Below are 26,679 nucleotides of genomic sequence, written 5' to 3' on the forward strand. Positions count from 1 at the left end.
AGGCGTCCTTTGATCAGAAGGCGGAACTGGTGTCAGAAGTCGGTGAGGAGTTCGTCCTGACTCCTGGCCAGGTTGACGGCCTGGGTCTCGCCGGAGTCCGCGCCCCCGAAGGAGTCGTCCATGACGCGCGCCCGGTCGGCGTCGAGACGCCCGGGTTCGAAGTACGGTCGCTGCCTCAGCCACGCGGCGAGCATCGGTACGAGCCCCAGGGCGAGCGTGCCGAACCCGATGACCAACGCTGCGGTGGTCAGGGAGGCCACGGACTCGATCATGATCCACAGCATGAACAGCGCGCCGACCAGCGGCCACAGTCCCATGAGGAGGAAGTTGGACACGGAGGCTCGCAGCAGTTTGCGGTGTACGACGACGGCGCCCAGTCCGGCGAGGCTGTAGTAGAAGGTGACGAGGAGACAGACTCCGCTCACGGCGTCCGAGAGCATCGACTCGCCCGGCTCGAGTCGCACGGCCTCGACGATGGCGAGCGTGCCTGAGGCCACGGCGATGACGACGGTGGCCAGCCACGGCGTGTGCCGCTTGGCGTGGATACGGCCGAGGACGGGGGGAAGCGTCCTGTCCCGGCCCATGGCGAACAGGGTACGGCCGGCCTGGATGAGGGCGGTCTCCAGCATGGCGACCGTCGACAGCAGCAGCGCGAGCACCAACAGGGTGCCGCCCACACCCGGCCAGACCTGCTGGCCGAGCTCGATCAGAATGCCCTCCGGGCTGTGCGACACGGCGTCCGGCGTCATGAGGACATTGACCGCCACGGCGACCAGCGCGAACAGCAGGAACGCCAGGACCACACCGATGACCCCGCCGAACCCCGATCCGCGCGAGCCGCGCCGGGTCTCCTCGCCCAGATTGCTGGTCACGTCCCAGCCCCAGAACGCGAACGTGGCGATCAGCGCGCCCGTCACGAAGGACTCCTGCCCCTCGAAGTGGCTGAAGCCGAACCAGGAAAACGAGAACTCCGTCCCGCTGCCGTCGGACAGCAGCGCGGCCACCGCGAAGCCGATCAGCAGGACCACCTGCACCGCCGTGATGACGGTCAGCGCGCGGGCTCCGATCCGGGCTCCGAACGCCACCACGCCTGCCATCAGGAGGAACCAGCCCGAGCCGACGAGCGCGGCAAGGACCGGGTCACCGACCAGGCTCGGCGCGATGAGGGACAACGTCGCATTGCCGGCGGGCACCGTGCTGGACGCCATGAAGACGGTGCAGGCGACCACGAGCGACCAGCCGCACAGGAACCCGAGGAAGGGGTGCAGCGACCGGGCGACCCAGCTGTACGCGGCTCCCGCATTGGGGTCCACACGGCCGAGTTGCCGGTAGGCCAGGGCGATGCCGATCACGGGTATCGCGCAGTAGAGCAGGGCGGCGGGGCTCGCCACACCGACGGCGGCGATCAGCGCGGGAATGGTTCCGGCGACCGTGTACGCCGGACCGCATCCCGCGACGGCCATGACCACCATGTCCCACGTGCTGAGGGCGTCCGCCCGCAGACCGCCTCCGGTGCCGGATCTCATGCTCAACGGACGTGCCTTTCAAGAGAAACCACCACGGCGCAGCCCACGGCGCCCCCGGGGGAGAGCAGACCCGTCAGGGGCTGACGAAGAGGTCAGGGTGTGTCGATTCAACGACGCAGGGGCCCACGGGCAGCCAGAATGTGCGGTTGACCGGCGCGGACTCGGCAGATCCTGCCGAAATGAATGTGAATTTGCAAGACTTCGAGCAGGGGAATATCCACATTCATGCGACATGGTCGCACCGAGGTCAGTGGACGGGGTGCGCCTCCTCCGCTCCCGGGCGCTCGAACTGGGTGCGGTACAGCTCCTCGTAGCGTCCGCCGGCGGCCATGAGTTCGTCGTGGGTTCCGCGCTGGACGACCTGGCCCTGTTCGACGACCAGGATCAGGTCGGCGGCCTGCACGGTCGAGAGCCGGTGGGCGATCACCACGGCGGTACGGCCCTCCAGTGCCTCACCCAGGGCTTCCTGCACGGCCGCCTCGGAGGTCGAGTCGAGGTGGGCCGTCGCCTCGTCGAGAATGACGACCCGCTGGCGGGCGAGCAGCAGCCGGGCGATGGTCAGCCGTTGCCGCTCGCCGCCGGAGAGCCGGTATCCGCGCTCGCCGACGACGGTGTCCAGGCCGTCAGGCAGCGAGGCCACCAGATCGGCCAGCCGGGACCGGCGCAGAGCGTCCCAGATGTCGTCCTCGGTGGCGGCGGGCCGGGCGAGGAGCAGGTTGGCGCGGACGGATTCGTGGAAGAGATGGCCGTCCTGGGTGACCATGCCGATCGTCTCGCGGATCGACTCCGAGGTCAGGTCGCGAACGTCGATGCCGTTCAGCCGCACAAAACCGGCATCGGCGTCGTACAGCCTCGGCATGAGCTGCGCGATCGTGGACTTGCCCGCGCCGGATGAGCCGACCAGCGCGACCATCCGGCCGGGTTCGGCGCGGAAGGAGATGTCGCGCAGAACCTCCGTGCCGCCGCGGGAGTCGAGGGTGGCGACCTCTTCGAGGGAGGCGAGGGAGACCTTGTCGGCGGAGGGGTAGCCGAAGCGGACCCCGTCGAACTCCACGGACACGGGCCCGTCCGGCACCCGGCGGGCGTCCGGCTTCTCCGCGATCAGTGGTTTGAGGTCGAGGATCTCGAAGACCCGCTCGAAGCTGACCAGGGCGCTCATCACCTCGACGCGTGCGCCCGCCAGTGCGGTCAGCGGGGCGTAGAGGCGGGCGAGGAGGAGGGCGAGGGCGACGACGGCGCCCGGGTCCAGGCTGCCGCGCAGCGCGTAGTAGCCGCCGAGTCCGTAGACCAGGGCGAGGGCCAGGGCGGAGACCAGGGTGAGCGCGGTGATGAAGACCGACTGGGCCATGGCGGTACGGATGCCGATGTCGCGCACCCGGCGGGCGCGGGCGGCGAATTCGGCGGACTCGTCGGCGGGGCGCCCGAAGAGCTTGACGAGGGTCGCGCCGGGGGCGGAGAACCGCTCGGTCATCTGGGTGCCCATGGCCGCGTTGTGGTTGGCGGCCTCGCGCTGCATCTTGGCCATGCGGGAGCCCATCCGGCGGGCGGGGACGACGAACACCGGCAGCAGGAGGAGGGCGAGCAGGGTGATCTGCCAGGAGATGCTGAGCATGACGGCCAGCGTCAACAGCAGGGTGACGAGGTTGGACACGACGCCGGACAGGGTGTTGCTGAACGCTCGTTGGGCCCCTATGACGTCGTTGTTGAGCCGGCTGACGAGGGCGCCGGTGCGGGTGCGGGTGAAGAAGGCGACCGGCATCCGCTGGACGTGGTCGAAGACCGCCGTGCGGAGATCGAGGATCAGCCCCTCACCGAGGGTGGCCGACAGCCAGCGGGTGAGCAGACCGAGCGCTGCCTCCGCGATGGCGATGACACCGATCAGCAGCGCGAGCCGGGTGACCGTGCCGGTGTCCTGGCCCTTGACGATCGCGTCGACGACGCGGCCGGCGAGGACGGGTGTGGCCACGGCGAGCAGAGCGGTGACCACGCTGAGCAGCAGAAAGCGGTAGAGCTGCCGACGGTGCGGGCGGGCGAAGGAGGCGATGCGGCGCAAGGTGGCCCGGGAGAAGGGCCTGCGCTCCTGTTGGGCGTTCATCGCACTGTGGAGCGATGTCCATGCGGTGACTTCCATGTCCATGCGGTGACTCCGGATTCTCGTGGGCCGACGCGGTACCCGTCGGCCGGCGTGGCCCGGGGCGCACCCAGAACGCTATGACCTGAACCAAACTTGAGGTCAATGGATTCCTCAAGACGGCCATGGCCCGGACCGGTCAGCCACCCGCCGCGGCGTCGGTGGTCCGGTGGTCGCGGAACATTGCCGGACGTCGTCCGATGCTAGAAATGGGACATGAAGGGATATTCCCTGCGATTCTGGCTCTCGTCGAGCCGCACCTTCGTCGGTCGGCTGCTTCGCGGCCGGAGCGGACGTCCCGTTCCGGAAGGTGAGCGGAGCGCAGGAGCCCGCAGAGCGCCCTCTGCGCCGCAGCATCTGCCGTCGCCCCGGCCTTCCCGGCTGGGTCCGCACAGTGCAGCCGGTCAGGTGCTGCTCCTGCAGATCGTGGTCGCGGTACTGCTGATCGCCGGGGCCGTGGTGGCGCTCGTCTTCCAGGCGCGGTTCGACAGCGAGCGGGACGCCGAGAACCGCTCGCTCGCTGCCGCGGAGTCTTTCGCGGACGCCCCGGGCACCGCAGCGGCGCTGAGAGCCCTCAATCGCACCGCCGCGCTGCAGTCCCATGCCGAAGAGGCCCGGCGGGGATCGGGAGTGGACTTCATCGCCGTGATGAGCAGGGACGGTATGCGCTACGCCGACACCGATCCGAGCCTGATCGGCCGTCGTGCCGAGGGCATCGAGCGCGCGGCGGCCGGAGAAGCCTTCACGGAGATCTTCGAGGGAGACCCGAACGACGCGGCCCGGGCCGTGGTCCCTGTCATCAACGCGCAGGGCTCCGTCGTCGGCCTGGTGGCCGCCGGCGTCCAGATCGAACACGTCGGGAGCGCGGTGGACCGGCAGCTGCCGTGGCTCTTCGGCTGCGCCGGCGCCGCGCTGGCCCTGGCAACAGTGAGCTCCGCGTTGGTGAGCAGGCGGCTGCGACGCCAGACGCACGGTCTTGGCCCCACCGAGATGACCCGGATGTACGAGCACCATGACGCGGTCCTGCACGCCGTGCGGGAAGGCGTGCTCATTATCGGGGGCGACGGCCGGCTGATGCTGGTCAACGACGAGGCGCGCAGGCTCCTCGAGCTGCCGCCGGACGCGGAGGGGCGCCACGTCGCCGATCTCGGCCTTGATACCGACACCGCGGAGCTGCTTGCCTCGGGTCGTGCCGTGACCGACGAGGTGCACCTGGCCGGGGACCGCCTGCTGGCCGTCAACACGAGGCCCACGGACCTGTACGGCGGTAGCTCCGGCAAGGTCGCGACGCTCCGGGACACGACCGAGCTGCGCGCACTGTCCGGCGTGGCCGAGGTGGCCCGGGAGCGCCTGAAGATCCTGTACGAGGCCGGGGTACGGATCGGCACCACGCTGGACGTGACGCGGACCGCCGAGGAGTTGTCGGAGGTGGCGGTCCCGCGGTTCGCGGACTTCGTCACGGTCGAGCTGCTGGACCCTGTGGTGCGCGGCGAGGAACCCTCGGGTGCCGACACGGAAATGCGCCGGACGGCGGTGAGCGGCATCCACGACGACCACCCGTTCCAGCCGGTGGGCGACGTGGTCCGGTTCGTCGTCCCCAGCACGCCGATGGCGGTGGCTCTGGCCGGCGGCCATGCGGTGCTCGAGGCCGACCTGACCGTCGCCCACGGCTGGCGCGCCCAGGATCCCGCAGGAGCGGACCAGGCCCTCGCATACGGCGTCCACTCGCTGGTCGCAGTGCCGTTGCAGGCTCGTGGCGTCGTCCTGGGCATGGCCAACTTCTGGCGCTCGGAGCGTCCCGAACGCTTCGAGGAGGAGGACCTGTCCTTCGCCGAGGAACTGGCCGCCCGCGCCGCCGTGGCCATCGACAACGCTCGCCGGTTCACCCGCGAACACGCCATGGCGGTAACCCTCCAGCGCAGCCTGCTGCCCCGCGTCCTGCCCGAGCAGAACGCCCTGGATGTCGCCTACCGCTATCTGCCCGCGCAGGCGGCCGGGGTGGGCGGCGACTGGTTCGACGTCATCCCGCTGCCCGGAGCCCGGGTCGCCCTGGTCGTCGGCGACGTCGTGGGCCACGGCCTGCACGCCGCGGCCACCATGGGCCGTCTGCGCACAGCGGTCCACAACTTCTCCGCCCTCGACCTGCCACCGGACGAGATCCTGGGGCACATCGACGAACTGGTCTCCCGTATCGACCAGGAAGAGGGCGGCGACGCCGAGGGCATCACGGGAGCCACGTGCCTGTACGCCATCTACGATCCGGTTTCAGGCAAGTGCAGCATGGCAAGGGCGGGGCACTTCGCCCCCGCGCTGGTCCGCCCGGACGGCACGGTGGACTTCCCCGAGGTGCCCGTCAGCCCACCGCTGGGCCTGGGCGGACTGCCCGTCGAGACCGCCGAACTGCAACTGGCCGAGGGCAGCAGGCTCGTTCTCTACACCGACGGACTCATCGAGCACCGCGACCGCGACATCGAAACCGGACTGCGCCTGCTGAGCACCACCCTGGCCGAGGACGCGAACCGTACGCCCGAGGAGACATGCCGGGCCGTGTTCGGCGCCATGGAGTCCGCGCACCGCAGGGACGACATCGCACTGCTCGTGGCCAGGACCCGCCTGCTGGACTCCGCCAAGGTCGCCGAATGGGACGTCCCCTTCGACCCCGCGGCCGTCGCTCCCGTCCGCGCCGCGTGCGGCCGTCAGCTGGAGACATGGGGTCTGGCGGAGATCGGCTTCACCACTGAGCTGATGCTGAGCGAGCTGATCACCAACGCGATCCGCTACGGATCCGAGCCGATCCATGTGAGATTGCTGCACGAACGCCGTCTGATCTGTGAGGTGTCCGACGGCAGCAGCACATCCCCCCACCTGCGCCGCGCGGCCACGACGGACGAGGGCGGGCGTGGCCTGTTCCTTGTCTCCCAGTTCGCCTCGCGGTGGGGCACCAGATACACGCCCACCGGGAAGGTCATGTGGACCGAACAGTCTCTTGCCGACGGCCGGCAGCCGGCGGCAGAGCTGCTGCTGGACGATGTGCCCTGGTGACGAGTCGGCGCCGCCGTCACCGGACCATCGGCCGCCGGCGCCCTGCTACTTCCCGTCGGTGGCGCAGAGTTCCTTGTCGATCAGCGCGTTCTGTGCCAGCTCCGTGGAGAGGTCACTCGCCCCGTCGCCCGTTGCCTCCAGGACGACGGCCCGGCGGCCGTCGGCGCTCACCCCGTCCCGGGTGGTGTAGCCGGCCAGGTCGCCGGCGTGGCTGTAGTAGACCCCGCCGCACGACAGCGGGATCCGCATCAGGCCCAGGCCGTAGCTCGCGCCGGGCCAGACGGGGTCCAGTTCCGGCGCCCGTACGGTCGTCTTCATCTCGGCCATCTCGGCCGGGTGCAGCAGTCGGCCGCCCAGGAGCGCCGAGAAGAAGCGGGTCACGTCTCCGGTCGTGCTGATCATGGCACCGGCCGGGCCTGCCGCGGTCGGGTTGAGGTCGGTGACGTCGATCGTCGGGCCGGAGTTGCCGAAGTTGGAGTAGCCGTGCAGGTGCCGGCCGGGAATGCGGGGATACGAGGTGGGGGCGAAGGTGTTTCGCAGGCCCAGTGGCCGGATGATGCGCCGCTTCACCTCCTGCTGCCAGCTGTTGCCGGTGGCCTTCTCGATGATCATTCCGGCGAGGATGTAGCCGGTGTTCGAGTACGCCCACTTGGTGCCGGGCTCGAAGTCCGGCGCATGCTTCATCGCGATGGCGACGAGCTGGGAGCGTGTCCAGGTGGTGTAGCGGTCGGCCTGGAAGCCGTCCACGCTGTTGATCTCGGGGAAGTCCGCGGTGTAGTTGAACAGCCCGCTGGTGTGGTTCAGCAGCTGTCGTACGGTGATCTTGCTGCCGTCGTTGCCGTTGCCGCTCACCACGCCCGGCAGCAGGTCCTCGACGGTGTCGTCCAGCGAAAGCCGCCCCTCGCCGACCAGTTGCAGCACCGTGGTGGCGACGAACGTCTTGGTGGTGCTGGCGATCCGGAACCGGTCACCCGCGCGCACCGCTTCCCCCGTGGCGGTGTCGGCCACCCCGGCGGTGGCGTACCGCTTGGCGCCCGGGCCCGTCGACTGGGCCAGGACCCCGACGGTGCCGGTCTTCTGGATCGCGTTCACGCTGTCCTGAAGCCTGTTCTGGGGCCTGTCGTGTGTCGTCTCGGTTGCGCTCGCGGCGGGCGCCGCGAGGCCCAGGCCGAGTGCGGCCAGCGCGGCCACCAGCGTCGTGTTCGTGAGATGGCGGTTCATCATGAGCTGTTGTCTCCTTGGGAGTTGGTGTCGCATCGCGGCGAGCGGTGCGATCACCAACGTAGAAAGAAGACGCCCGGACCACGATCAAGCCAGCGGGCCACTGGGCGGTACAGCCTGCTGTACCCGCCTCGGTCGTACTCACGGCTCAGCTCACGTCAGTCGGCGGAGATCCTCCAGATAGCGCAGGACGGCGGCGACCCTGCGGTCCACCTGGTCGGTGGGGGACAGGTCGAGCTTGGCGAAGATGCTGCGGATGTGCTTGTGGACCGCGCCCTCGGTCACGACGAGCCGTTCGGCGATGGCGGTGTTGCCCAACCCCTGTGCCATCAGGGCGAGTACGTCCCGCTCGCGGGGGCTGAGCCGGTCGAGCCGGGTGTCCTGACGGGAGCGGGTGAAGAGCTGCGCGACGACCTCGGGGTCGATGGCGGTGCCCCCGGCCGCCACCCGATGCAGCGCGTCCAGGAACTCCTCCACCCGCCCGACGCGCTCCTTGAGCAGATAGCCGAGGCCGCCCACACCGCCGGTGAGCAGCTCGGTGGCGAAAGTCTGCTCGACATACGCGGACAGCACGAGGACCGCCAGGTCGGGCCGCCGGCGCCGGGCCTCGACCGCCGCGACGATCCCCTCGTCGGTGTGGGTCGGCGGCATCCGTACGTCGAGGATGGCGACGTCCGGTTTGTGTACGTCGATGGCGTCCAGCGCCTCGTCGGGGGTGCCCGCGGTGGCCACCACGTCGAGGGACTCGGCGCGCAGCAGAAGGGCGAGCCCCTCGCGCAGCAACGGGTCGTCCTCGGCAATCACGATCCGCATGGAAGATCCACCTTCAGGGTTGTCGGGCCGCCGGGCGGGCTGGCCAGGGAGAGGTTGCCGTCGTGGGCCGCGATCCGGCGACGGATGCCGTTGAGACCGGAGCCGCCGTCCTCGTCCGCGCCGCCCCGGCCGTCGTCCTCGACGCACAGGTGGAGACGGCCGCCGCGGCTGCGCGCCGTGACGGTGGCGTGGGCGGCGCCGCTGTGCTTGGCGATGTTGGTCAGGGCCTCGGCCACGATGAAGTAGGCGGTCGCCTCGACGGAGGCGGCACACCGCTCGGGTACCTCCACGTCGATCCGGCAGGGCACCGCGCAGTTCGCGGCAAGACCGGCGAGCGCGCCGGCGAGCCCGCGGTCGGCCAGCACCGGCGGCAGGATGCCGCGCGCGACCGTACGCAGCTCGGCCAGCGCCTGCTCGGCGGCGGACTGGGCACGTTCGAGGAGTTCGTCGGCGCCGGCGGGGTCCCGGGCCACCATGCGGCGGGCGGCGCCGAGCAGGACGGTCACGGAGACGATCCGGTTCTGGGTGCCGTCGTGCAGGGAGCGCTCGATGCGGCGCAGTTCGGTGGCGTGGGCGTCCAGGGCCGCGGCGCGCGTGGCGGTGAGCTCGGCGATGCGCAGGGAGAGGTCGGTGTCGGGGCCGGCCGCGAGGAGCGCGCGTCCTGGCCGGGCCTGCAGCCGGGCCATGCCCGGCATGAGCCCCAGGATGATGGCGATCCAGCCCACGCCCAGCATGGCCACGGCGAGGGCGTCCGGCCAGGAGTGCGCGTTGCCGAGCCCCACGGACGTGGCGGTCGTGTCCTTGGGCACGAGCTTCCAGTACAGCGGAAAGAGGCTGTCGCGCGCGGCGGAGATCGGCAGGAGGACGCCGAGGAACCCCAAGAGGAACCCCACGGTGGCGTGCTGGACCAGCCAGCGCAGCTCCCGTCGCGTGGTGGGGTCGAGGAGGGCGAGCCGCAGTTGCGTCGGCGGAGGTTCCGGGGCGAGGACCTCGGGCCCCCAGCGGCCGAGCCGGTGGCGCTCCCGGCCGGCCAGGGTGTGCAGAGCGCGCAGTACGGGGGGCGCCATGAGCAGCCCCACCCCGACCAGGCTCGCCATGGCGGTGACGGCCAGCCAGAGCAGCACGGACAGGGCCAGCAGAGCCGTACTGAGCCCGGAGGCGAGCTGCGCGATCGCGGCGCCCGCAGCATTCGTGGTCCGTACGACGGTGTCCTTGAAGCCTTCCCGCCGGTCACCGGCCGTCGCGTCCTGCTGGATCGCCATCCGCCCTCCTTGCCTCTGCTTCGCGAACGACCTTATGCCGCGCGCCTGTTTGCCGTCAGCCGAGGGGAGGGGGAGTACAGCCTGCTGTACCTCAACCGGGCGGTCTGCGGGATCGGCCGGGAGGGGTGCTGATCCATAGCGTCGGTGACGACAGCCGGACCGCAACGGACCCACCGCTCAGCACCCTGGGAGGAAGCCCCCATGACGACCACTGACCCCTGCCACCTCACCACCACCCCGGCCGACCACACGCACAGCGCGCCGTCGCCCGCCCTCACGCGTGGGGAGGTTGTCCGCACCCTGCTCTGGATCGTGGTGGTGATCAGCGCGGTCTCCAACATGGCGGCCTCCTACGGCAATGCCGACACCTGGGTGCACCTGGCCTGCGGCGCGGTCACCGTCCTCGGCGCCGGGACCCTCGTCGTGCGCAACCTGCGAGGCCGTCGATGAGCGCCGCCTTCGCCCGGACCCGCCGCTCGGCGGCCACCGCAGACGACATGCCCGCGCCCGCCATCGCCCTGGACCGGGTCAGCAAGGCGTACCCGGGAGGCGTACGTGCCCTCGACGACGTGTCGCTGACCGTGGAACGCGGCATGTTCCTCGCAGTGATGGGGCCGTCGGGCTCCGGCAAGAGCACGCTGATGCACTGTGCCGCCGGGCTGGACTCCCCGACGTCGGGGAGCGTCCGCATCGACGGCCACGAGATCGGCGGCCTGAACGAGACCCGCCGCACCGAACTGCGCCGGGAACGCGTCGGCTTCGTGTTCCAGGCGTACAACCTGATCCCCTCGCTCAGCATCCAGGACAACATCACGCTGCCGCTGAGGCTGGCGGGACGCACCCCGGACCGCGACTGGCTGCGGACGCTGGTGGAGCGGGTCGGTCTTGCCGACCGGCTGACCCACCGCTCGGCCGAGCTCTCCGGCGGCCAGCAGCAACGAGCAGCAGTGGTACGGGCGTTGGTGGCCAAGCCGGCCGTCGTGTTCGCCGACGAGCCGACCGGCGCGCTGGATCTGCGCAGCGCCCACGAAGTGCTCGACCTGCTGCGGGATCTCGTGAACGAACTGCACCAGACGGTCGTGATGGTCACCCACGACCCGGCGGCCGCGGCCCGCGCGCACCGGGTTCTGGTGATGGCCGACGGCCGTGTGGTCGAGGCCCTCGACACACCCACCGCCCCCGAACTGGCCCGCCGTCTCGTCGCGCTGGGAGAGGTCTGAGTCATGTTTCGTCTCGCGATACAGATGGTCAGGCACCGGATCACGGCGCTGATCGCCGTGGCCTGCGCGGTGCTCGGCGGCGCGGCCCTGATCACCGGCACCGGCGTACTGGCCGAGTCCGGCCTGCGCTCCCACCTGCCCGCCGGCCGTCTCGGCGGCGCGGCCGTCGTGGTCGCGGCCGACCAGGAGTTCCATCCGATCGGGGACCTGCCGATCGCGCTTCCGGAGCGTCGTACGGTCCCGGCCCGACTGGTCGGTGAACTTGCCGAGTTGCCGGGTGTCACCGCGACGGTCGGCGACATCAGCTTCCCCGCCGCCCTCGTCGACGCCCACGGACAGGTCGTAGCGGCCGGGGATCCCCAGGCGGCGGGGCACGGATGGTCCTCGACGCGGCTGCTGGACGGGACGCACGTCTACGGCGGCAGTCCGGCCGGTTCCGGCGAGCTCGCCGTGGACAGCGCCACCGCCGCAGCGGCGGGGGTGAAGGTGGGCGACCGGGTCCATGTTGTCGCGGGCGCCCGGCCCGCCGCCCGTTACCGCGTCTCGGCGGTGGTCGACGCGCCGGGCGCCGGTGTCTTCTTCGCCGATACGACGGCCGTGCGACTGTCGGGGCGTGACGGCGGCTCGCACGCAGGCACCGTCGACCTGATCGGCCTGCGTACCGCGCCCGGCGCCGGGGAACGGGTCGCCGCCGAGGTCCGTACGAAGCTGAAGGGCACGGGTCTTGAGGTGACGACCGGCGCGGGCCGCGGGGACCTCGTGTCGCCCGGCGCGGGCGCGTCCCGCTCGCTGCTGATCCTCCTCGCCGGTTCGCTCGCCGGGATCATCCTGCTGATCACCGGTTTCGTCATGGCGAGCGCGCTGGCCGTGTCGATCGCAGGACAGCGCCGCGACCTGGCGCTGATGCGGGCTGTAGGCGCGACCCCGAAGCAGATCCGCCGCCTGGCCGCCGCCCAGTCCACCGTCGTCGCGGCCGTGGCCCTCGTACCCGGCGTGGCGCTCGGCTACCTGCTGGCCGGGCAGTTCCGCCGGCTGCTGGCCGACCGAGGGGTCGTCCCGTCCGAACTCCCCCTGACCATCAGCCCGTTGCCCGCCCTCGCGACGGTCCTCCTGATGGCAGCGGCCGTGCAGATCTCGGCCCGAGGCTCCGCGTGGCGCACCTCCCGGATGCCGGCCACCGAAGCGGTCGCCGAATCACGCAGCGAGCCGCGCAACCCGTCGAGGATCCGGACGCGCATCGGCCTGCTGGTCATCGTCGCCGCGAGCACCATGTCGGCCCTACCGCTCTTCTCCCGCACTGTCATCGGTGCGACGGCCACGTCCATGGCGGGCATCCTCGGGGCGATCGGCCTGGCCCTTGCCGGCCCGGCCCTTGTCCGGGGCATCGGGAACGCGGCGGCCCGGCGCGCACGGTCCGGCGTCTCCGCCCCGACCTGGCTGGCGATGGCCAACGTCCGCGCCTACGCGCTGCGCAACGCGGGGATCGTCAGCACCCTGGCCATGGCGGTCGTGTTCGTCCTGACGTACACCCTCACCCAGACCACCGTGCTGGCCGCGACCGCGCACGACACCCGCACGGGCACCCTCGCCCAGCAGCGCCTGAGCGCGCCGAGCCTGGGCGGACTGCCCGACGGCACGCTCGCCGCCGTACGGAACACGGCTGGTGTACGGGCGGCGGCCCCGGTCGGCACGACCACCGTGGTGTGGCCCTACAAGCAGTTCGGCGACACGGAGACCGAGTCCGGCTCCGCGATGATCCTCACCAGGGACGCGTCGGATGTCCTCGACCTCGACGTACGGGACGGGAACCTGGACCGCCTCACCGGCGCCACCATCGCCGTGAGCAGCGATGTCGCCCGCTCGCGCTCCGCAGGAGTGGGCCATCGGGTGAGCCTCGTCCTCGGCGACGGCGCACGGGTCGACGTCACGGTCGTCGCCGTCTACGCCCGCGGCCTCGGCTTCGGCACGGTCGTCCTCTCCCACGACCTGGCGGCCGGACACACCACCACGGGCCTCGACCAGAGCATCCTCATCCGCACCGACGGCACGGACAAGGCCCTGCAGGGGCTGACCGCCTTCGCCGCCTCCCGCTCCGGCCTGGCACTCGAGAAAACGAACGCCGGGTCCGTCGGCAGCTTGAAGGACGCCCCGCCCGAGGTGTGGATCAACCTGGTCACGATCGTGGTCCTGCTCGTCTACCTCCTGCTCAGCATCGCCAACAAGCTCGTCGCCGCCACCGCCCAGCGCCGGGTCGAGATCGGGGCCCTCCGCCTCAACGGCACCACACCACGTCAGGTCCGCGCGATGATGCGACGCGAGGCCGCGGTGACCGCCGCCACCGCGCTCACCACCGCCCTGCTGCTGTCCGCGCTGCCCCTCGCCCTCCTGGGCCAGGGCTTCCTCGGCCGCCCCTGGCCCGCCGGGCCCGTCTGGCTCCTGCCCGCCCTCGCGCTCACGGTCACCGTCACGGCCTTCCTCACCATCGAACTCCCGACCCGCCAGGCACTGCGTACGCCGCCCGCGGACGCCATCCGCGCACAGTGAGAGCCCGCTCTCGGCCCGGCGGCGGTACCGGTCGCCGTCCGCACGGTCAGCCCGTCAAGGCGATCCACACAGCGAAGCCCAGGAAAACGATGCCGCCGATGAACAGGGACACCACCGGCCCCACCATGTGCCGCCACATGAGCACCCGAGCTGTCTGCGGGTCGTGAGGCAGATACACCACGCCCACCTCCCGCCCAGTCGCCAGCCCCATCCCTGTCCCTCTGGCCCGCGGTGTGAACTCCACCCGGTACCCGCGCAGGTCGGTGAAGGCGATGACCGGCACCCACGTCGGCCCTTCGGAGTCGTTGGACCGCACGTTCTCGACCACGAGGCCCTGCGTACGCGTCCCGCGCTGCCGCAACCGCCGTACCACCACGGTCTCCCGCAGCGCGGCCCCAAGGATCAGCAGGGCGGCCGCCCCGCACGCCAGAGTACCGATGGGCAACAATGCCGCCACCTCTTCCTTGCTCACGCCTCTTTGCGCCTCGGACGCAAGGGACGCAGTGATCTGGTGTTCGGTTGCGGCCTCCGCCAGGGGCCGCCTGGATCTACCTGCCGGTACGGGAAACAGGCATTGACTGCTCGGAGCCGACGTCGGCGGCGACACGTCCGGCGCCGCCGGGGGAGCGGCGGCCGGCGGTCACGGCGCTCAGGGCGAGGACGGCCAGCCCGCACCCGGCGATGATCCACCAGGCTGCCGCCCTCACCCCGGCGCCGACCACGGCACCGATCACCGCGATGCCGATCGCGGAGCCGACCTGCCGGCTGGTCGCGGCGACCGCGGCGGCCACCCCCGCCCGGTCGCGCGGCAGGCCGGCGACCGCCGTGTCGGTGATCGGCGCATTGACGAAGCCGAAGCCGAGGCCGAACAGCGCGTAGACCAGGGCCAGCAGGACGTACGAGGGGTGTGCCGAGCCGGTGACGACCACGGCCAGCACACCGCTGGCGGTGATACCGGCACCGGCGATCAGCAGCGGCACCCGCGGGCCCCGGCTGCCCACGATCCGCCCGGACAGCGGCGGGCACACCAGCGACAGCACCGCCATCGGCAGCATGCGCAGCCCGGCCGCCAGCGGGCTCAGCCCCAACTCCCCTTGCAGATAGAGCGCGTTGGCGAACAGGAAACCGCCGAGTGCGGCGAACGCGAAGACGGCTGTCAGGGTGGCCCCGCTGAAGGGTGCGCTGCGGAAGAGCCGCGGGTCGATCAGGGGTTCGGCGCGCCGGCTCTCGTACGGTACGAGCCCGCCCAGCGTGCCCGCCGCCGCGATCAGGCAGGCCACGATCAGCGGTGAGGTCCAGCCCTTGCCGGGGGCCTCGATGACGGCGTACGTCAGCGCGCCGAGCAGGACGATCACCAGCAACTGCCCCACCGGGTCCGCGCGGCGGGCTCGTGCCGCGCGCGACTCGGGGACGACCAGCGCGGTGAGGACCAGCGCGGCCAGCCCGATCGGCACGTTCAGCCAGAACACCGACCGCCATCCGACCGACTGCACCAGTACGCCGCCGAGGACCGGCCCGGCCGCCATGCTGATGCCGACCACTCCACCCCACACGCCGATCGCCCGCGCCCGTTCCCGGGGCTCCGGGAAGGTGTTGGTGAGGATGGCCATGGCGACCGGGGTGAGCATGGAACCGCCCACCGCTTGCACCATGCGGAAGACCACCAGCCACCCCGTGGTCGGCGCCAGACTGCACAGCGCCGAAGCGGCGGTGAACAGCACCAGACCGAGCTGGAAGATCCGACGCCGCCCGACGCGGTCGGCCGTGGAGCCGGCCAGGGTCAGCAGCGCGGCCAGCACGATGGTGTACGCGTCCAGCGTCCACTGCAGGCCGGAGACCGAGGAGTGAAGGTCCTGCTGCATCGAGGGCAGGGCGACGTTGAGGATGGTGGTGTCGAGGCTGACGAGCAGGACGCTCAGGCAGCAGACGGCCAGGACCAACGTCCGTCGGCCGCCACGGGGTCGGTGCACGGGACGCTTCCGTTCAGGGCCGGTTCGTGGCGTGGGAGTCGGCGAAGTCCCAGACCACGGTGAGGAGTTGCTCGGGGGTCTCGATCTGGGGCATGTGCCCGGTGTGGTGGAGCAGCTCGAACCGGGCCTCCGGCATGGCCGCCGCATAGGCGCGTCCGTACTCGGCGTCGACGACCTCGTCGCTCTCGCCCCACACGACGAGGGCCGGGTGCGGGACCTTGGCCAGCCGCTCGCGGAGTGTGGGGTCTTCCATGACGTACGGCCCGGAGTAGACCTGCAGTGCGGCGCGGTTGGCGGCCATGACCGCGCGGGCGGCCTCCGGAAGGGTGGCGGGGTCGACGGCGAACTTCGCGGGGTCATGGAGGGCGAGCCGTGACAGCTCGGCGGGGGTGAGGGAGGAGGTGTCGGCGATGGGGTGGCCGGGGGCCTTGATGCCGACGGCGTTGACGAGGACGACGCTGCTGATCCGGTCGCTGCCGAGCAGGGCCAGTTCGGCGGTGATCCAGCCGCCGATGGAGTTGCCGACGACGGTGACGTCCGTGAGGCCGAGTTCGTCGAGCAGTCGCATGTAGGCCTGGGCGAGGGCGGGGACGTCGGTCAGCCAGTCGGGCCGGGCGGTGCCGCCGAAACCGGGGTGGACCGGGGTGATGACCCGGGCCGGCCGCTGTTCGGCGAGCAGCCCGGCGAAAGGCGCGACCGTCTGCGGACCGCCGCCGCCGTGCAGCAGCAGGAAGGGGTGGCCCTGCCCCTGGTCGTCGACGGTGATGTCGAGGTCGCCGGAGGCTAGGGAGAGGGTGTGGACGGTGCTGGTCATGGGGTGTCCTCAAGGGATTTGGCGGTCAGAAGGCTGGGCGGTCAGAGGGCTGGGCGGTCAAGCGAAGTCGGTGGCGGGAACGGTGGCGTAACGGCTCATCACCTCGGCGGTCGACTCGGCGTTCATCTCCCGGCCGCCAGCGATCATGTCCCGCAGGTCGCGGAAGTACTGCACGTACAGGTCGGGCGTGAAGGTGTTGAGCATCACCGCCGGCTCGTGGCCGGGGTTCGCGAAGGTGTGCGGGGCGCCGGGCGGGATCATCGCGAGCGTGCCGGCCGGGGCGACGTGAATGGTCTCCCCGACCGTGAAATGCACGGTGCCGGAGACGACGTAGAAGCCCTCGTCGTGCTGGGCGTGACGGTGCTGCGGCGGGCCTTGGGTGTGCGGTGCGAGGGTGATCTCCCCGATCCCGATCCGGTGCCCGGTGGTGCTGCCGTCCTCGAGGATGCGCATCTGGGTCGGGCCCAGACGGATCGTCTCGCCGCCGTCCGGGCCGACCACGGAAACCTCGTTCATTGCCGTCTCCTTCACATCCTTCGTGAGAGCTTGCTCTCACGAGAGTAGGTGGCCAGCTCTCGTTATGCAAGTGAAGTCTCACGACGAGAGTGAGCGGTGATAAGGTGCCCGCGGAGGGACGGCAGGAATGAGCGGGAATGGGGACGTGACGTACCGATGGCGACGACACAGACGGACACCGGCCGCAGCAACCAGAAGAAGCGCACGCGTACGGCGATCGTCGAGGCAGCCCGCGAGCTCATCGGCGCGGGTGGCGAAGTGACCATGCCCGCGATCGCCCGCGCGGCCCTGGTCTCCGACGCCACCGCCTACCGGTACTTCCCGGACCTTCCGTCGCTGATCGGCGAGGCCCTCGCCGGCGTGTGGCCGGCCCCCGCCGACGCACTCCGCCCGGTCGCGGGCTCCCGCGATCCCGTCGAACGCGTCGCCTTCGCCTGTGAGTTCCTGCTCCGCGGAGTCCTCGTCCGCCAGGGCGCGGTGCGCGCGATGATCGCCGCCACCATCACCCGCCCCGAGACGGCGACGGAGCGGCCCGGCATCCGCTTCGGCCTCATCGACCACGCGCTTCTGCCCCTGGAGGACACGCTGGGGGCGACGGATCCGGACGCGTTCGCCCAGCTCAAGCGGGACCTCGCGGTGGTCGTCAGCGCGGAAGCCCTGTTCAGCCTCACCGATCTGTGCGGGCTCGCCCCCGACGAGGCCGTCGCGAGCGCCGTACGAACCGCGACGACCCTGACCGAGGCCGCGGTACGCGCGGCCTCGCAGGGGTAGAGGGGAGCCGGGCGGCCGGCCTGGCCTGTCGGACGGGTATCACGCCGGTACGTGAATTTGTCCTGGCGCACGTCCATGAAGCGCACGAACGGTTGCACCCACCGCGAGCACCGTGCGTCGCAGCGGCCATAGACGCGGGCGTCCTTCAGGTGACCGGGGACCACGCCGCGGCACAGCAGTTCTTCACGCTCTGCGGCATGCCGCCGTCGTGCGCCCACTGCGCCCCGACCGCGGGGGCTACTTCCACTCGAAGACCTTGGCCGTTACCTTTCCGTCCTCGGTCGTGTCGAACTCGAACACGCCTACGCCCCCTGCGAGGTCCGCGAACTTGGCGGCGGCGGTCTCGTAGTAGATCGCGCCCCGCCACTTCACTCCGCCGGCGTCGGTGAAGTGCCCGACGCCCTGACCGTGCCAGGTGACCGTCTCTCCCTCATGGGTCATGATGATCCCTTGGCCGTCGCCGAAGAGCGTGCCGTCGGGCCGTACGAACGATTCGTACGTCCCCATGTCCCTGACCGCTGCGTTCAGCAGTGTGCCCACCGCCTGGAAGGAGGCTTCCATCGCGGGCTGGCCGTTGTCGCTGGGCAGGACACGCATTCCGGTGGTCTCGCCCTGTTCTTCACCGAGCAGATCGCCGAGCATGATCGGACTCCTCTCGAAACCCTCTCGGAACTCCTGATCCGCCCCCTCATCCCGGACTACGCCGGAAGCCTCCTGCCGTCAAGCGGAGGCCGACCGGAGCCGACGGCGGCCGGGTCCCCCCGGCACCACCTTCCCCTGCGGCTGTTACGGAACCGTCTTCCTTTCGCGTGCAACTACCGGGTCCCCATGACCGTCTACCAGGCGAACTCGGACTACGCACGGACAAGGAGCCGACAAACGTGGGGGACATTCGCCGACGAGGAGTCGTCGCACTCGGGATCACCGCACTGGTGACCCCGTTCACTCTGGCCATGGGGAGCACGACCGCTCAGGCGGCGTCGTGTACGACGCAGACAGGGCCGTACCAGAAGCAGGTCGAGAAGTTCCTCGGCCGCCCGGTGGACGGAAAGCAGTCGGCCGCCGACTGCAAGGCGATCCAGGCCTTCCAGACGAAGCATTCGATCAGCCCGAACGCCGGTCTTGCGGGCCCCATCACCTGGGGCGTCATGGATCTGATGAACAAGCAGAAGGCCGTCGGGAAGAACCCGAACAAGGCCGGCAAGTGCCCGGTGAACAAGGGCCGCATCGCCTGCGTCGACCTGACGCTCCAGCTCAGCTGGATCCAGGACGGCAGCAAGCTGGTGTACGGACCGGTGGCGGTGCGCACCGGCCGCGACGGTTACGAGACCCGCACCGGCCTGAAGGAGATCTACCTGCGGGACATCGACCACGTGTCGAACCTGTACAACGTGCCGATGCCGTACAGCCAGTTCTTCGACGGCGGCCAGGCCTTCCACTCCGTGGGCATCAGCGTCTGGGCGCCGCCCGGCTCGCACGGGTGCGTGAACATGACCAAGAGCGACGCCGCCAAGTACTGGAGCCTGCTCCGCAACGGCGACGACGTCTTCGTCTACGGCCGCAAGCCCGGAACCTGATCCGCTCGCCGAATCTCCGGCGGCAGTGACCGTGACGGTCGCCGTCGCCGGAGCGGCCACGGCGATTCTGGCAAGGGTGAGGGCGGACATGACCGCGTCGATGCCGCAGTTAGAGCGTAGTTGTTCGGCTCTCGGCCGCCACGGCTTCGACGAAGCGCACGAGCCCTTGCGGGTTGGTCTGGAGGAACAGATTCGGCTCGATGAGTTCCAGCTCCATGATCACGGGTTCCCTGGTTTGGTTCAGCGCCAGATCCACCCGGGCGAACAGCGGGGCCGCCGGCGACGGAATCGCGTCCAGCGCCGCCAGCGCCGTGTGGATCTCCGCATCGGTCGGCCGGTAAGGGGCGACACCCGGGTGGGCCACTCTGAAGTTGTCGACCACCCCTGGCTCGGTCAGTACGGGTCCCTTATGGATCGCATGGCTGAAGGTGCCGCCGAAGAAGACCAGAGCGCGTTCGCCCTCTTCCACGAGGCGCAGATACGGCTGGATCAGCACGCTGCGGCCTTGGTCGAGCAGCGTTCGGGCATGGCGCACGGCATCCGCGTGCCGGCCGGGCTCGTAGCGCGCGGTGTCCCGAGCACCCGCGGAAACCGAGGGCTTGACCACGACTCCTTCAGGCCAGTCGAAGTCCCCTTCGCCGAACCTCCCTCCCGGTTCGACGCATTGCGTCGGCACGACGGGGACACCGCGCTCGGCGAGATTCAGCAGATAGCGCTTGTCGCTGTTCCAGCGCACCACCGGCGCTGGATTCCACAGCCGGGTGGCGCGAGCCGTCGTGTCGGCCCATGCCAGGAACTCGCCGAGCCGTTCGGCGTAGTCCCAGGTGGACCGGATGACCGCCAGATCGAATCTGTCCCACCGCACAGAGTCCGCATCCCACGCGACGGCTTCTGCTGCCAAGCCGTCAGCGCGTAGTGCGTCAACGATCAGCGGGAGATCCACGTCATGGTCGACGCCGGCGTCGCTCGTCACGACCGCGATCCTGGCAGCGCCCATGCAACTCTCCAGTCGATACACCAACTCCGGACAGGGCACTCTTCCATACACGACTCGGCGGTCGTCACACCTTTATTGGTGAGTACACGCTCACGCGAGCAGTTCGCGGACACGAGGGATGACGTACGTACCGTAGAGCTCGATGTTGGTCATGAGCGCCTCGTGCGTGAGGCCTCCCATCCCGTATTTCAGGTCGAAGCGCGTCGCGCCGAGAGCCGTGAGATTTGCCGCGATCTTCGTGGCGACGGTTTCCGGCGACCCGACGTGGAGCGCTCCCTCCGGCCCGGTCTCGTACGTGAAGGACTCCTTGGTCGGGACGGCGAATCCGCGGGTCTTGCTGACGCGCCGGATGACCTCGAGATAGTGCGGCCAGAACTCCTCGCGGGCCTGCTCGTCGGTCTCGGCGACGTGACCGGGGGAGTGCACTCCGACCGGCAGGGGCGCCTGTCCGAATTGTTCGAGGGCCTGTTGGAAGAGCTGGGAGAACGGTGCGAAACGCGCGGGGTTGCCGCCGATGATGGCCAGCATCAGCGAGAAGCCGTACCGCGCGGCGCGGACGACCGACTGGGGGCTGCCGCCGACGCCGATCCACGCCGGGAAGGGCCCGGACTCGGTGTGCGGCACGACGTCCTGGTCACTCAGCGATGCGCGGGTTTTGCCCTGCCAGGTGACCGGACCGCCCTTGAGCAGCTCGGCGAAGAGGTTCGTCTTCTCCTCGAAGAGGTCCTCGTAGTCGGCAAGGTCGTAACCGAACAGCGGAAACGAGTCGATGCTGGACCCTCGTCCGAGGATGACTTCTGCCCGGCCCCCGGAGATCGCGTTGAGCGTGGCGTAACGCTGAAACACCCGCACCGGATCGTCCGAGCTCAGCACGGTCACCGCCGACCCGAGACGGATACGGGTCGTGCGCGCGGCGATCGCGGCGAGCACCACGTCGGCGGCCGGCATCGGAATGTCGTCGGTGTGGTGTTCACCGATCCCGAAGAAGTCCACGCCGACCTGTTCGGCGAGGACGCCTTCTTCGACGACATTGCGGATCGTCTGGGCGTGTGACAGCGGGCGGCCGTCATCGGCGTAGGTGACGTCGCCGAAGGTGTCGAGCCCGAGGACAAGGGGGAACCGCGCAGTTTCACCTGCGGAAGCTCCCACGGGGTTTGAAGGTGTTGTCGTCACGGCAAGCCTCCTGTCTGGATGTGGGTGGGCAACGGGTGGGCGGTGGTGCCCTATGCGGCTTCGGCACGCACCGCCCGCTCGAACTGGGTTCGGCGCAGGAATGCGCCGAAGACTGGGCCTCCGGGTTCGAGGAGGCTGCCGGCGCCGAGGCTTTCCAGCCGGACGGCGTCGTAGCCGATGCGCTCGATGACCTCCGCCACGAGGTCCACGGCGCCGGGGTCGTCGCCCGCGATGCCGAGAGCGCGGCGTTGTGGCGAGCCGACGGGTCGGCGTTCGTCGTCGAGTTCGTGGTAGCCGATGTGGTTGAGAGTCTTGACGACCGTCGACCGGGCAAGCCGGTGCGCGACGATCTGGCTGCTGCCGTACCGGGAGTCTTCGAACATCTCCTGAACGCCGTCGACGGGCGGCCAGTAGTTCATCGTGTCCACGACGAGCTTGTCCGCCACCAAGGCAGGGTCGAGTGTCGCGAACTTGTGGAGCGGGATCGCCAGCACCACGATCTCGGCGTCCGCCACAGCATCGGCCGCCCAGCGTGGCTCGGCTCCCGGCGCCAGAACCTGGCTGATGAGTGCGATCTTGTCCGGGTCACCCGAGGCCGCGATCGACACCTGGTAGCCGGCTTCGATCGCCACCCGCGCGATCACGGGGCCGACGTGCCCCGCGCCGAGCACGGCGATCCGTGGCGACTGTACGAGTGACAGCCTTCCGCCGGTCATGACGCACCGCCTCGGGCGCGAGGAGACGGCTGTGCGTGGAGGTGGTTCTGCAGGGCCTGGAGGATGTCGGCCAGCGCCTCGAACTGCTCGGGCGTCAGGGCGTCCGCGAAGTGCTTCTTGATCGCCCTCGTATGGGGCGGAGTCGCACGCCGGAACATGATCGCGCCGTCCTCGGTGAGCGACACCTCGGCACCACGGTTGTCGGTGGCGCAGTCGTCGCGGCGGATCAGGCCGCGTCGCTCCATCCGGCCGAGGTGGTGGGACAGCCGGCTTCGCTCCCAGTCGATGCTCGCCGCCAGTACGGAGGATCGCAGCTGTCTGCCCGCTGCCTCGCTCAAGGCCAGTAGCACGTGATAGTCGGCGGGTGAGAGACCGGTTTCCTGCAGCTGCGCGCCGAGAATTCTCCGAAGCTCGGCTGTCGTGTCCAGCAGTGATCGCCAGATCGCGAGCTCCCGCACCGTCATCCGCCGCCGGGCCGCCGCACCGGCAGCTGCCTTGCCTGCTGTCACGACACCACTCCTCGTCTTGTTGACATGTCAACGATAACTCATGTGGTTGACATGTCAATGTTGACGTGTCAATTACGTTCCCCGATGTGTGGACATCGAAAAATGCGGCCGGGAATCGTGTGCGGGGCCTTGACAGTGACCAATGGTCTGGACCAACTTGTATGTCCAGCGGTGGCCACCGTTCCGATGTGCAATCCCCCCACTCACACCGCGCGTTCACGCAGTGCGCCTTCCGCGTGCCGCGGTGTGCTCTCCCCCCACGGAGGCCATGCAGTGCACAGGAAAGTACGCCCCCGCACGCTGAAAGCCATGCTTGCCGTCGGCGTTCTCGCAGCCGCCGGTATCGCCGTGCCCGCCGCCAATGCGACGGAGGAGTCGACGCCTCGCGACACTTCGGTTGCTCCCGCCGCCGTCCCCGCGCACGCCGTGACCGGCTACTGGCAGAACTTCAACAACGGAGCGACCATCCAGACCCTCGCGGAGGTCCAGGACCAGTACGACATCATCGCGGTCTCCTTCGCTGATGCGACGAGCACGCCCGGCGAGGTCACCTTCAACCTCGACTCGGCCGGTCTCGGCGGATACACCGTCGAGCAGTTCAAGGCGGACCTCGCCGCGAAGAAGGCCGACGGAAAGTCCGTGATCATCTCCATCGGCGGCGAGAAGGGCGCGGTCGCCGTCAACGACGATGCTTCCGCAGGGGCTTTTGCCGACTCGGCGTACCGACTGATGCAGGAGTACGGGTTCGACGGCGTCGACATCGACCTGGAGAACGGTCTCAACTCCACGTACATGACGCAGGCACTCAAGTCGCTGTCTGCGAAGGCCGGTTCCGGCTTCGTCCTGACGATGGCGCCGCAGACCATCGACATGCAGTCGACGTCGAACGAGTACTTCAAGACGGCGCTGAACGTGAAGGACATCCTCACCGTCGTCAACATGCAGTACTACAACAGCGGTTCGATGCTGGGCTGCGACGGCAAGGTCTACTCACAGGGGTCGGTCGACTTCCTCACCGCCCTCGCCTGTATCCAGCTCGAAGGCGGCCTCGACCCGTCCCGGGTCGGCATCGGCGTGCCCGCCTCCGCGCGGGGCGCGGGAAGCGGCTACGTCGAGCCGTCGGTGGTGAACAACGCGCTCGACTGCCTGACGCAGGGCACCAATTGCGGCTCGTTCAAGCCGTCGAAGACCTACCCGGGACTGCGCGGTGCGATGACCTGGTCCACGAACTGGGACGCGGCCGCGGGCAGCGCCTGGTCGAACGCCGTCGGGCCGCACGTCCACAGTCTGCCGTAAGGCAGGAGAGCCGTCCGGGTCAGCAGTGCCGCCGCTCACCCGGCGGCGCTGCTGCACGGTCGGGGGGACCATCAGATGGCTCCGACATCGCGGGCGTCGAGGGCACGATGGGGTCGCTGGGCGCCATGAGCCGACCGAGTGCCGCTGCGGGAATCGAGTTCCCGTGATTGCTCACGGGTATGTGCCTGGCAATCCCTGCTGCTTCACGGCACGATCGCGGTATGTGGTTCTTACTCGTGCCCCTCATATCGCTTCTCGCGCTCGCCTCATGGATCGACTGGAGAGCGCGGCGCCGCAGGAGGCAGATCCGCGACGGAACAGCCATGTCGCGGGATGTGCGGGATGCCCGCCGCGATGCGCGCGCCTGGGAGGCTGGATCTCTGGGACACTGCGGCGAAGACACATCCTGGATGAAGAAGCGGGCACCGTGAGAAGCGGCAGCGTTTCGAGGCCCGAGGAACGCAAACTACTGACGCGCCGTCGTCATTCGCCTCGCCAGATGTTGTCGAAGGCCGCGTCCTCGATGACTCGCCGCTGACGTTCGCCGTCCAGTTCCCTTACCGCGTCGTGGACGGCGGCGAGCACTGTCGCCACCGCGTCGTCGGACACGCCCGGGGAGTCAGCGGTCCTCTCGTCGCGGATCCCGACGGCCGCGGCAAGGGCGGCGAGGACGGGATCACCTGATGACCAGCGTTCCGCCGCCTGGCGACGGGCGGCCGAATCGAGCAGCTCCGTCGGACTGTGCCGGGAGGGCATCCAACGGTGGCGGCGTGGCTGAGTGAACTGCCCTTCCGCTTCAAGGGCGGCCAGATAGGCCGCGGACAGCCCGCGCCCCCGGCGCCACAGCCAGTCGTCGACCGACTCGTACGGTGCTTCGACGTCAATGGACGACGCGGCCTCATCCAGCAGGCGATCGGGGATCGCAGGCCGGAGGCTCGGCACGATGTGATCGTCGTCCAGCCTGATGGCTTCGGCGCCCAGGAGGTCGATCACCTCGGCTCCTGCGAGCGCAAGGGAGAGATCGCCTTGCTCCACAGGGCGACCGGAGGCCTGATCCATGGCAATGATCAACAGGTCCCGCGGTGTGGTCATGAATGGCTCCCCAGGCCCGGGGCATCAGCCACCGGCCTGTCTCTGTCTTTCGCCCACAATCTCGTCTACCCCCTCAACGTCCCACAGCAGGACCTGCCTGTCCTCCCGGCAGTGCGGAACACCCATCCTCAGCACGACGTTACGCGAGTGAGGGAAGGGGCACGATGACGACGACGAAGAAGAACGTTCAGGATGCCGCCGAGATGGCGCGTCGTGCTCGGTTCGGCAGTCTGCCGGATCGAATCCGTTTGGAAGACACCATTCAAGAGCTCCCGGCCACAGCACCGGACCCGGCGAAGGATACGTACAACTCCGACGAGTGGCTCACTCGTAACGCTCTGTAGCGCAGCTCGGTGTGCCCGGCCGTCCAACGCCGTTCGCACCAGTGGCCGACCCCCGTGACGGTCACTGGTGCGAACAGCGCGCGGCGTCAGAAGGTGCAGGTCGGGACACCGTCCAGCCACGCGGGCCCTTGGATGTAGATGTTCGTGACCCATGCCTTGTAGTCGGGCAGGTAGGACCAGGCATCGTTGGTGTAGCCGTCGGAGGTGACCAGTTCTGCGTGCTTCTGGCACTCGACGCGGATGGTCGTGGCCCGCGGGAAGGCGTAGACGCGCGCGGCCTTGGTGGACGGCTGGGCCTTGGTCCAGACGCCGGTGCCCCAGGTCTGGAAGATGTGCCCGCTCACCGGTCCGGTGTTGACGCGGACGGCTCCGTAGTAATCGCCGTTCAGCCGCACGTCGCTGACCATGAGTTTGGTGCCGGACTGCTTGGCCTCCACCATCTTGCCCGCGCCGAGATAGATGGCGATGTGGTGCAGTTGCCGGGAGCTGCCCCAGGCCAGCAGATCGCCGGGGAGCAGCGGGGCGAGGCCCTGGGCGGCGGTGAAGCGTTCGGCCGCCCGATGTGTGTAGTACTGGGCGCTGGCGACGCCGTTGAGGATGTCAGACCCGGTGGCCTGGGAGTAGGCGTATCGGACGAGACCGGAGCAGTCGAAGCCGAGCCGCTCGGGATCGTGCTCGCTGGCCGGGTCGGAGGGATCCACCTGCCCGTACGTGGCACCGGGCTGCGGGCCGTGGCCGCCGCCCCACGTGTACCAGACGTCGGCCGCGACCTGCGCGCACGCGGCGGCGACGGCGCGCTCGGCCGCCGCGGAGCCTCCCGGCGCCAGGACGGCACACTCGCCGGCGGCTGCCGTACGAACGGCGGTGGCTGCGGGCGCGGTTGAGGCCGCCGCGGACGTGGGCGCCCAGAAGAGGAAGGCCAGTAATCCGATGAGTGAGCCGATGAGACCGGATCGGCGGAGCATGCAGGGACCCTCGTTTCTTGTTGCGTTGAGTTCCGTACGCAGAAAGCAGCCTGCGGTGCCGTGGTCGCGCTCGTCGAGGGTCCGGCGTCGCCCCATCTGGACGGGCAACGGGAAACACCTGGGAAACCCCTGCCGAGCAGGGCACTTTGCCGCGGGAGTTTGTCCGGGGCGGGGAATGCG

Annotated in this window: 24 protein-coding genes; 8 read left to right on the plus strand and 16 right to left on the minus strand. The window is 69.8% G+C overall.

The features are described from left to right. Positions 1-32: 32 nt before the first annotated feature. Positions 33-1,526 carry an APC family permease gene (locus OG905_RS37315; RefSeq protein ID WP_328682811.1) on the minus strand — a complete coding sequence of 498 codons (1,494 nt, stop codon included), beginning with the start codon at positions 1,524-1,526 and terminating at the stop codon, positions 33-35. 247 nt (positions 1,527-1,773) lie between these two features. Next, a complete protein-coding gene (locus OG905_RS37320; protein ID WP_328681489.1) occupies positions 1,774-3,663 on the minus strand; it encodes an ABC transporter ATP-binding protein in 1,890 nt (629 codons plus the stop codon). Positions 3,664-4,065: 402 nt separating this feature from the next. Between OG905_RS37320 and OG905_RS37325 the strand changes: the two genes are divergently transcribed. Then, positions 4,066-6,699, plus strand: a complete 2,634-nt coding sequence (locus tag OG905_RS37325) for a SpoIIE family protein phosphatase (protein WP_443044040.1) — start codon at positions 4,066-4,068, stop codon at positions 6,697-6,699. Positions 6,700-6,744: 45 nt separating this feature from the next. On the opposite strand, the gene OG905_RS37330 is transcribed toward OG905_RS37325, so the two are convergent. The 3 genes from OG905_RS37330 to OG905_RS37340 all read right to left on the minus strand — a co-directional run bounded on the left by OG905_RS37330 (position 6,745) and on the right by OG905_RS37340 (position 9,995). Beyond that, positions 6,745-7,923 (minus strand): serine hydrolase domain-containing protein, encoded by a 1,179-nt coding sequence (locus OG905_RS37330; RefSeq protein ID WP_328681492.1) that lies wholly within the window; start codon positions 7,921-7,923, stop codon positions 6,745-6,747. Between the two features lie 150 nt (positions 7,924-8,073). Then, positions 8,074-8,733, minus strand: coding sequence for a response regulator transcription factor (locus tag OG905_RS37335; protein ID WP_328681493.1), 660 nt, complete (start codon positions 8,731-8,733; stop codon positions 8,074-8,076). Beyond that, positions 8,721-9,995, minus strand: coding sequence for a sensor histidine kinase (locus OG905_RS37340; protein WP_328681494.1), 1,275 nt, complete (start codon positions 9,993-9,995; stop codon positions 8,721-8,723). Before OG905_RS37340 ends, OG905_RS37335 begins: the two co-directional genes overlap by 13 nt. A 201-nt stretch (positions 9,996-10,196) precedes the next feature. Between OG905_RS37340 and OG905_RS37345 the strand changes: the two genes are divergently transcribed. Genes OG905_RS37345 through OG905_RS37355 form a run of 3 tightly spaced genes read left to right on the plus strand, consistent with a single transcriptional unit; the run spans position 10,197 to position 13,759 of the window. Beyond that, complete coding sequence (locus OG905_RS37345) at positions 10,197-10,445, plus strand: hypothetical protein (protein WP_328681495.1); 249 nt, start codon at positions 10,197-10,199, stop codon at positions 10,443-10,445. Then, positions 10,442-11,215: an ABC transporter ATP-binding protein gene (locus OG905_RS37350; RefSeq protein ID WP_328681496.1), complete on the plus strand. Its 774-nt coding sequence runs from the start codon at positions 10,442-10,444 to the stop codon at positions 11,213-11,215. The genes OG905_RS37345 and OG905_RS37350 overlap by 4 nt, the downstream gene beginning before the upstream one ends. A gap of 3 nt (positions 11,216-11,218) precedes the next feature. Then, positions 11,219-13,759 carry an ABC transporter permease gene (locus OG905_RS37355; protein WP_328681497.1) on the plus strand — a complete coding sequence of 847 codons (2,541 nt, stop codon included), beginning with the start codon at positions 11,219-11,221 and terminating at the stop codon, positions 13,757-13,759. Between the two features lie 46 nt (positions 13,760-13,805). Here OG905_RS37355 and OG905_RS37360 read toward each other — a convergent pair whose 3' ends face one another. The 4 genes from OG905_RS37360 to OG905_RS37375 all read right to left on the minus strand — a co-directional run bounded on the left by OG905_RS37360 (position 13,806) and on the right by OG905_RS37375 (position 17,059). After that, the gene (locus tag OG905_RS37360) at positions 13,806-14,231 is read right to left on the minus strand and encodes a DUF3592 domain-containing protein (protein ID WP_328681498.1); all 426 of its coding nucleotides are present in this window, start codon (positions 14,229-14,231) and stop codon (positions 13,806-13,808) included. Positions 14,232-14,307: 76 nt separating this feature from the next. Further along, a complete protein-coding gene (locus OG905_RS37365) occupies positions 14,308-15,729 on the minus strand; it encodes an MFS transporter (protein WP_328681499.1) in 1,422 nt (473 codons plus the stop codon). Between the two features lie 13 nt (positions 15,730-15,742). Beyond that, positions 15,743-16,543 (minus strand): alpha/beta fold hydrolase, encoded by an 801-nt coding sequence (locus OG905_RS37370; RefSeq protein WP_328681500.1) that lies wholly within the window; start codon positions 16,541-16,543, stop codon positions 15,743-15,745. Between the two features lie 57 nt (positions 16,544-16,600). Further along, a complete protein-coding gene (locus OG905_RS37375; protein ID WP_328681501.1) occupies positions 16,601-17,059 on the minus strand; it encodes a cupin domain-containing protein in 459 nt (152 codons plus the stop codon). A gap of 156 nt (positions 17,060-17,215) precedes the next feature. On the opposite strand from OG905_RS37375, the gene OG905_RS37380 reads away from it, so the two are divergent. After that, on the plus strand, positions 17,216-17,830 hold the full coding sequence (locus OG905_RS37380; protein WP_328681502.1) for a TetR/AcrR family transcriptional regulator: 615 nt from the start codon (positions 17,216-17,218) through the stop codon (positions 17,828-17,830). A 237-nt stretch (positions 17,831-18,067) separates the two neighbouring features. Here OG905_RS37380 and OG905_RS37385 read toward each other — a convergent pair whose 3' ends face one another. Beyond that, complete coding sequence (locus OG905_RS37385) at positions 18,068-18,472, minus strand: hypothetical protein (protein WP_328681503.1); 405 nt, start codon at positions 18,470-18,472, stop codon at positions 18,068-18,070. A 239-nt stretch (positions 18,473-18,711) separates the two neighbouring features. On the opposite strand from OG905_RS37385, the gene OG905_RS37390 reads away from it, so the two are divergent. Next, positions 18,712-19,407 carry a L,D-transpeptidase gene (locus OG905_RS37390; protein ID WP_328681504.1) on the plus strand — a complete coding sequence of 232 codons (696 nt, stop codon included), beginning with the start codon at positions 18,712-18,714 and terminating at the stop codon, positions 19,405-19,407. A gap of 109 nt (positions 19,408-19,516) precedes the next feature. On the opposite strand, the gene OG905_RS37395 is transcribed toward OG905_RS37390, so the two are convergent. The 4 genes from OG905_RS37395 to OG905_RS37410 all read right to left on the minus strand — a co-directional run bounded on the left by OG905_RS37395 (position 19,517) and on the right by OG905_RS37410 (position 22,802). Beyond that, positions 19,517-20,380: an ATP-grasp domain-containing protein gene (locus OG905_RS37395; RefSeq protein ID WP_328681506.1), complete on the minus strand. Its 864-nt coding sequence runs from the start codon at positions 20,378-20,380 to the stop codon at positions 19,517-19,519. 114 nt (positions 20,381-20,494) lie between these two features. Continuing rightward, positions 20,495-21,553 (minus strand): LLM class flavin-dependent oxidoreductase, encoded by a 1,059-nt coding sequence (locus tag OG905_RS37400; protein ID WP_328681507.1) that lies wholly within the window; start codon positions 21,551-21,553, stop codon positions 20,495-20,497. Positions 21,554-21,627: 74 nt separating this feature from the next. After that, positions 21,628-22,293: an NADPH-dependent F420 reductase gene (locus OG905_RS37405; RefSeq protein ID WP_328681508.1), complete on the minus strand. Its 666-nt coding sequence runs from the start codon at positions 22,291-22,293 to the stop codon at positions 21,628-21,630. Beyond that, positions 22,290-22,802, minus strand: a complete 513-nt coding sequence (locus OG905_RS37410) for a MarR family winged helix-turn-helix transcriptional regulator (protein WP_328681509.1) — start codon at positions 22,800-22,802, stop codon at positions 22,290-22,292. The genes OG905_RS37405 and OG905_RS37410 overlap by 4 nt, the downstream gene beginning before the upstream one ends. Before the next feature lie 309 nt (positions 22,803-23,111). Here OG905_RS37410 and OG905_RS37415 point away from each other — a divergent pair, with 309 nt between their 5' ends. Continuing rightward, on the plus strand, positions 23,112-24,098 hold the full coding sequence (locus tag OG905_RS37415; RefSeq protein ID WP_328681510.1) for a chitinase: 987 nt from the start codon (positions 23,112-23,114) through the stop codon (positions 24,096-24,098). A 483-nt stretch (positions 24,099-24,581) separates the two neighbouring features. Here OG905_RS37415 and OG905_RS37420 read toward each other — a convergent pair whose 3' ends face one another. Then, the gene (locus OG905_RS37420) at positions 24,582-25,190 is read right to left on the minus strand and encodes a GOLPH3/VPS74 family protein (protein WP_328681512.1); all 609 of its coding nucleotides are present in this window, start codon (positions 25,188-25,190) and stop codon (positions 24,582-24,584) included. Between the two features lie 164 nt (positions 25,191-25,354). Between OG905_RS37420 and OG905_RS37425 the strand changes: the two genes are divergently transcribed. Continuing rightward, on the plus strand, positions 25,355-25,534 hold the full coding sequence (locus tag OG905_RS37425; protein WP_328681514.1) for a hypothetical protein: 180 nt from the start codon (positions 25,355-25,357) through the stop codon (positions 25,532-25,534). Positions 25,535-25,620: 86 nt separating this feature from the next. Here the strand turns inward: OG905_RS37425 and OG905_RS37430 are convergent, their stop codons facing one another. Further along, the gene (locus OG905_RS37430; protein WP_328681516.1) at positions 25,621-26,499 is read right to left on the minus strand and encodes a C40 family peptidase; all 879 of its coding nucleotides are present in this window, start codon (positions 26,497-26,499) and stop codon (positions 25,621-25,623) included. Positions 26,500-26,679 lie beyond the last annotated feature (180 nt).

The organism is Streptomyces sp. NBC_00322, assembly GCF_036147535.1.
Classification (GTDB): domain Bacteria; phylum Actinomycetota; class Actinomycetes; order Streptomycetales; family Streptomycetaceae; genus Streptomyces.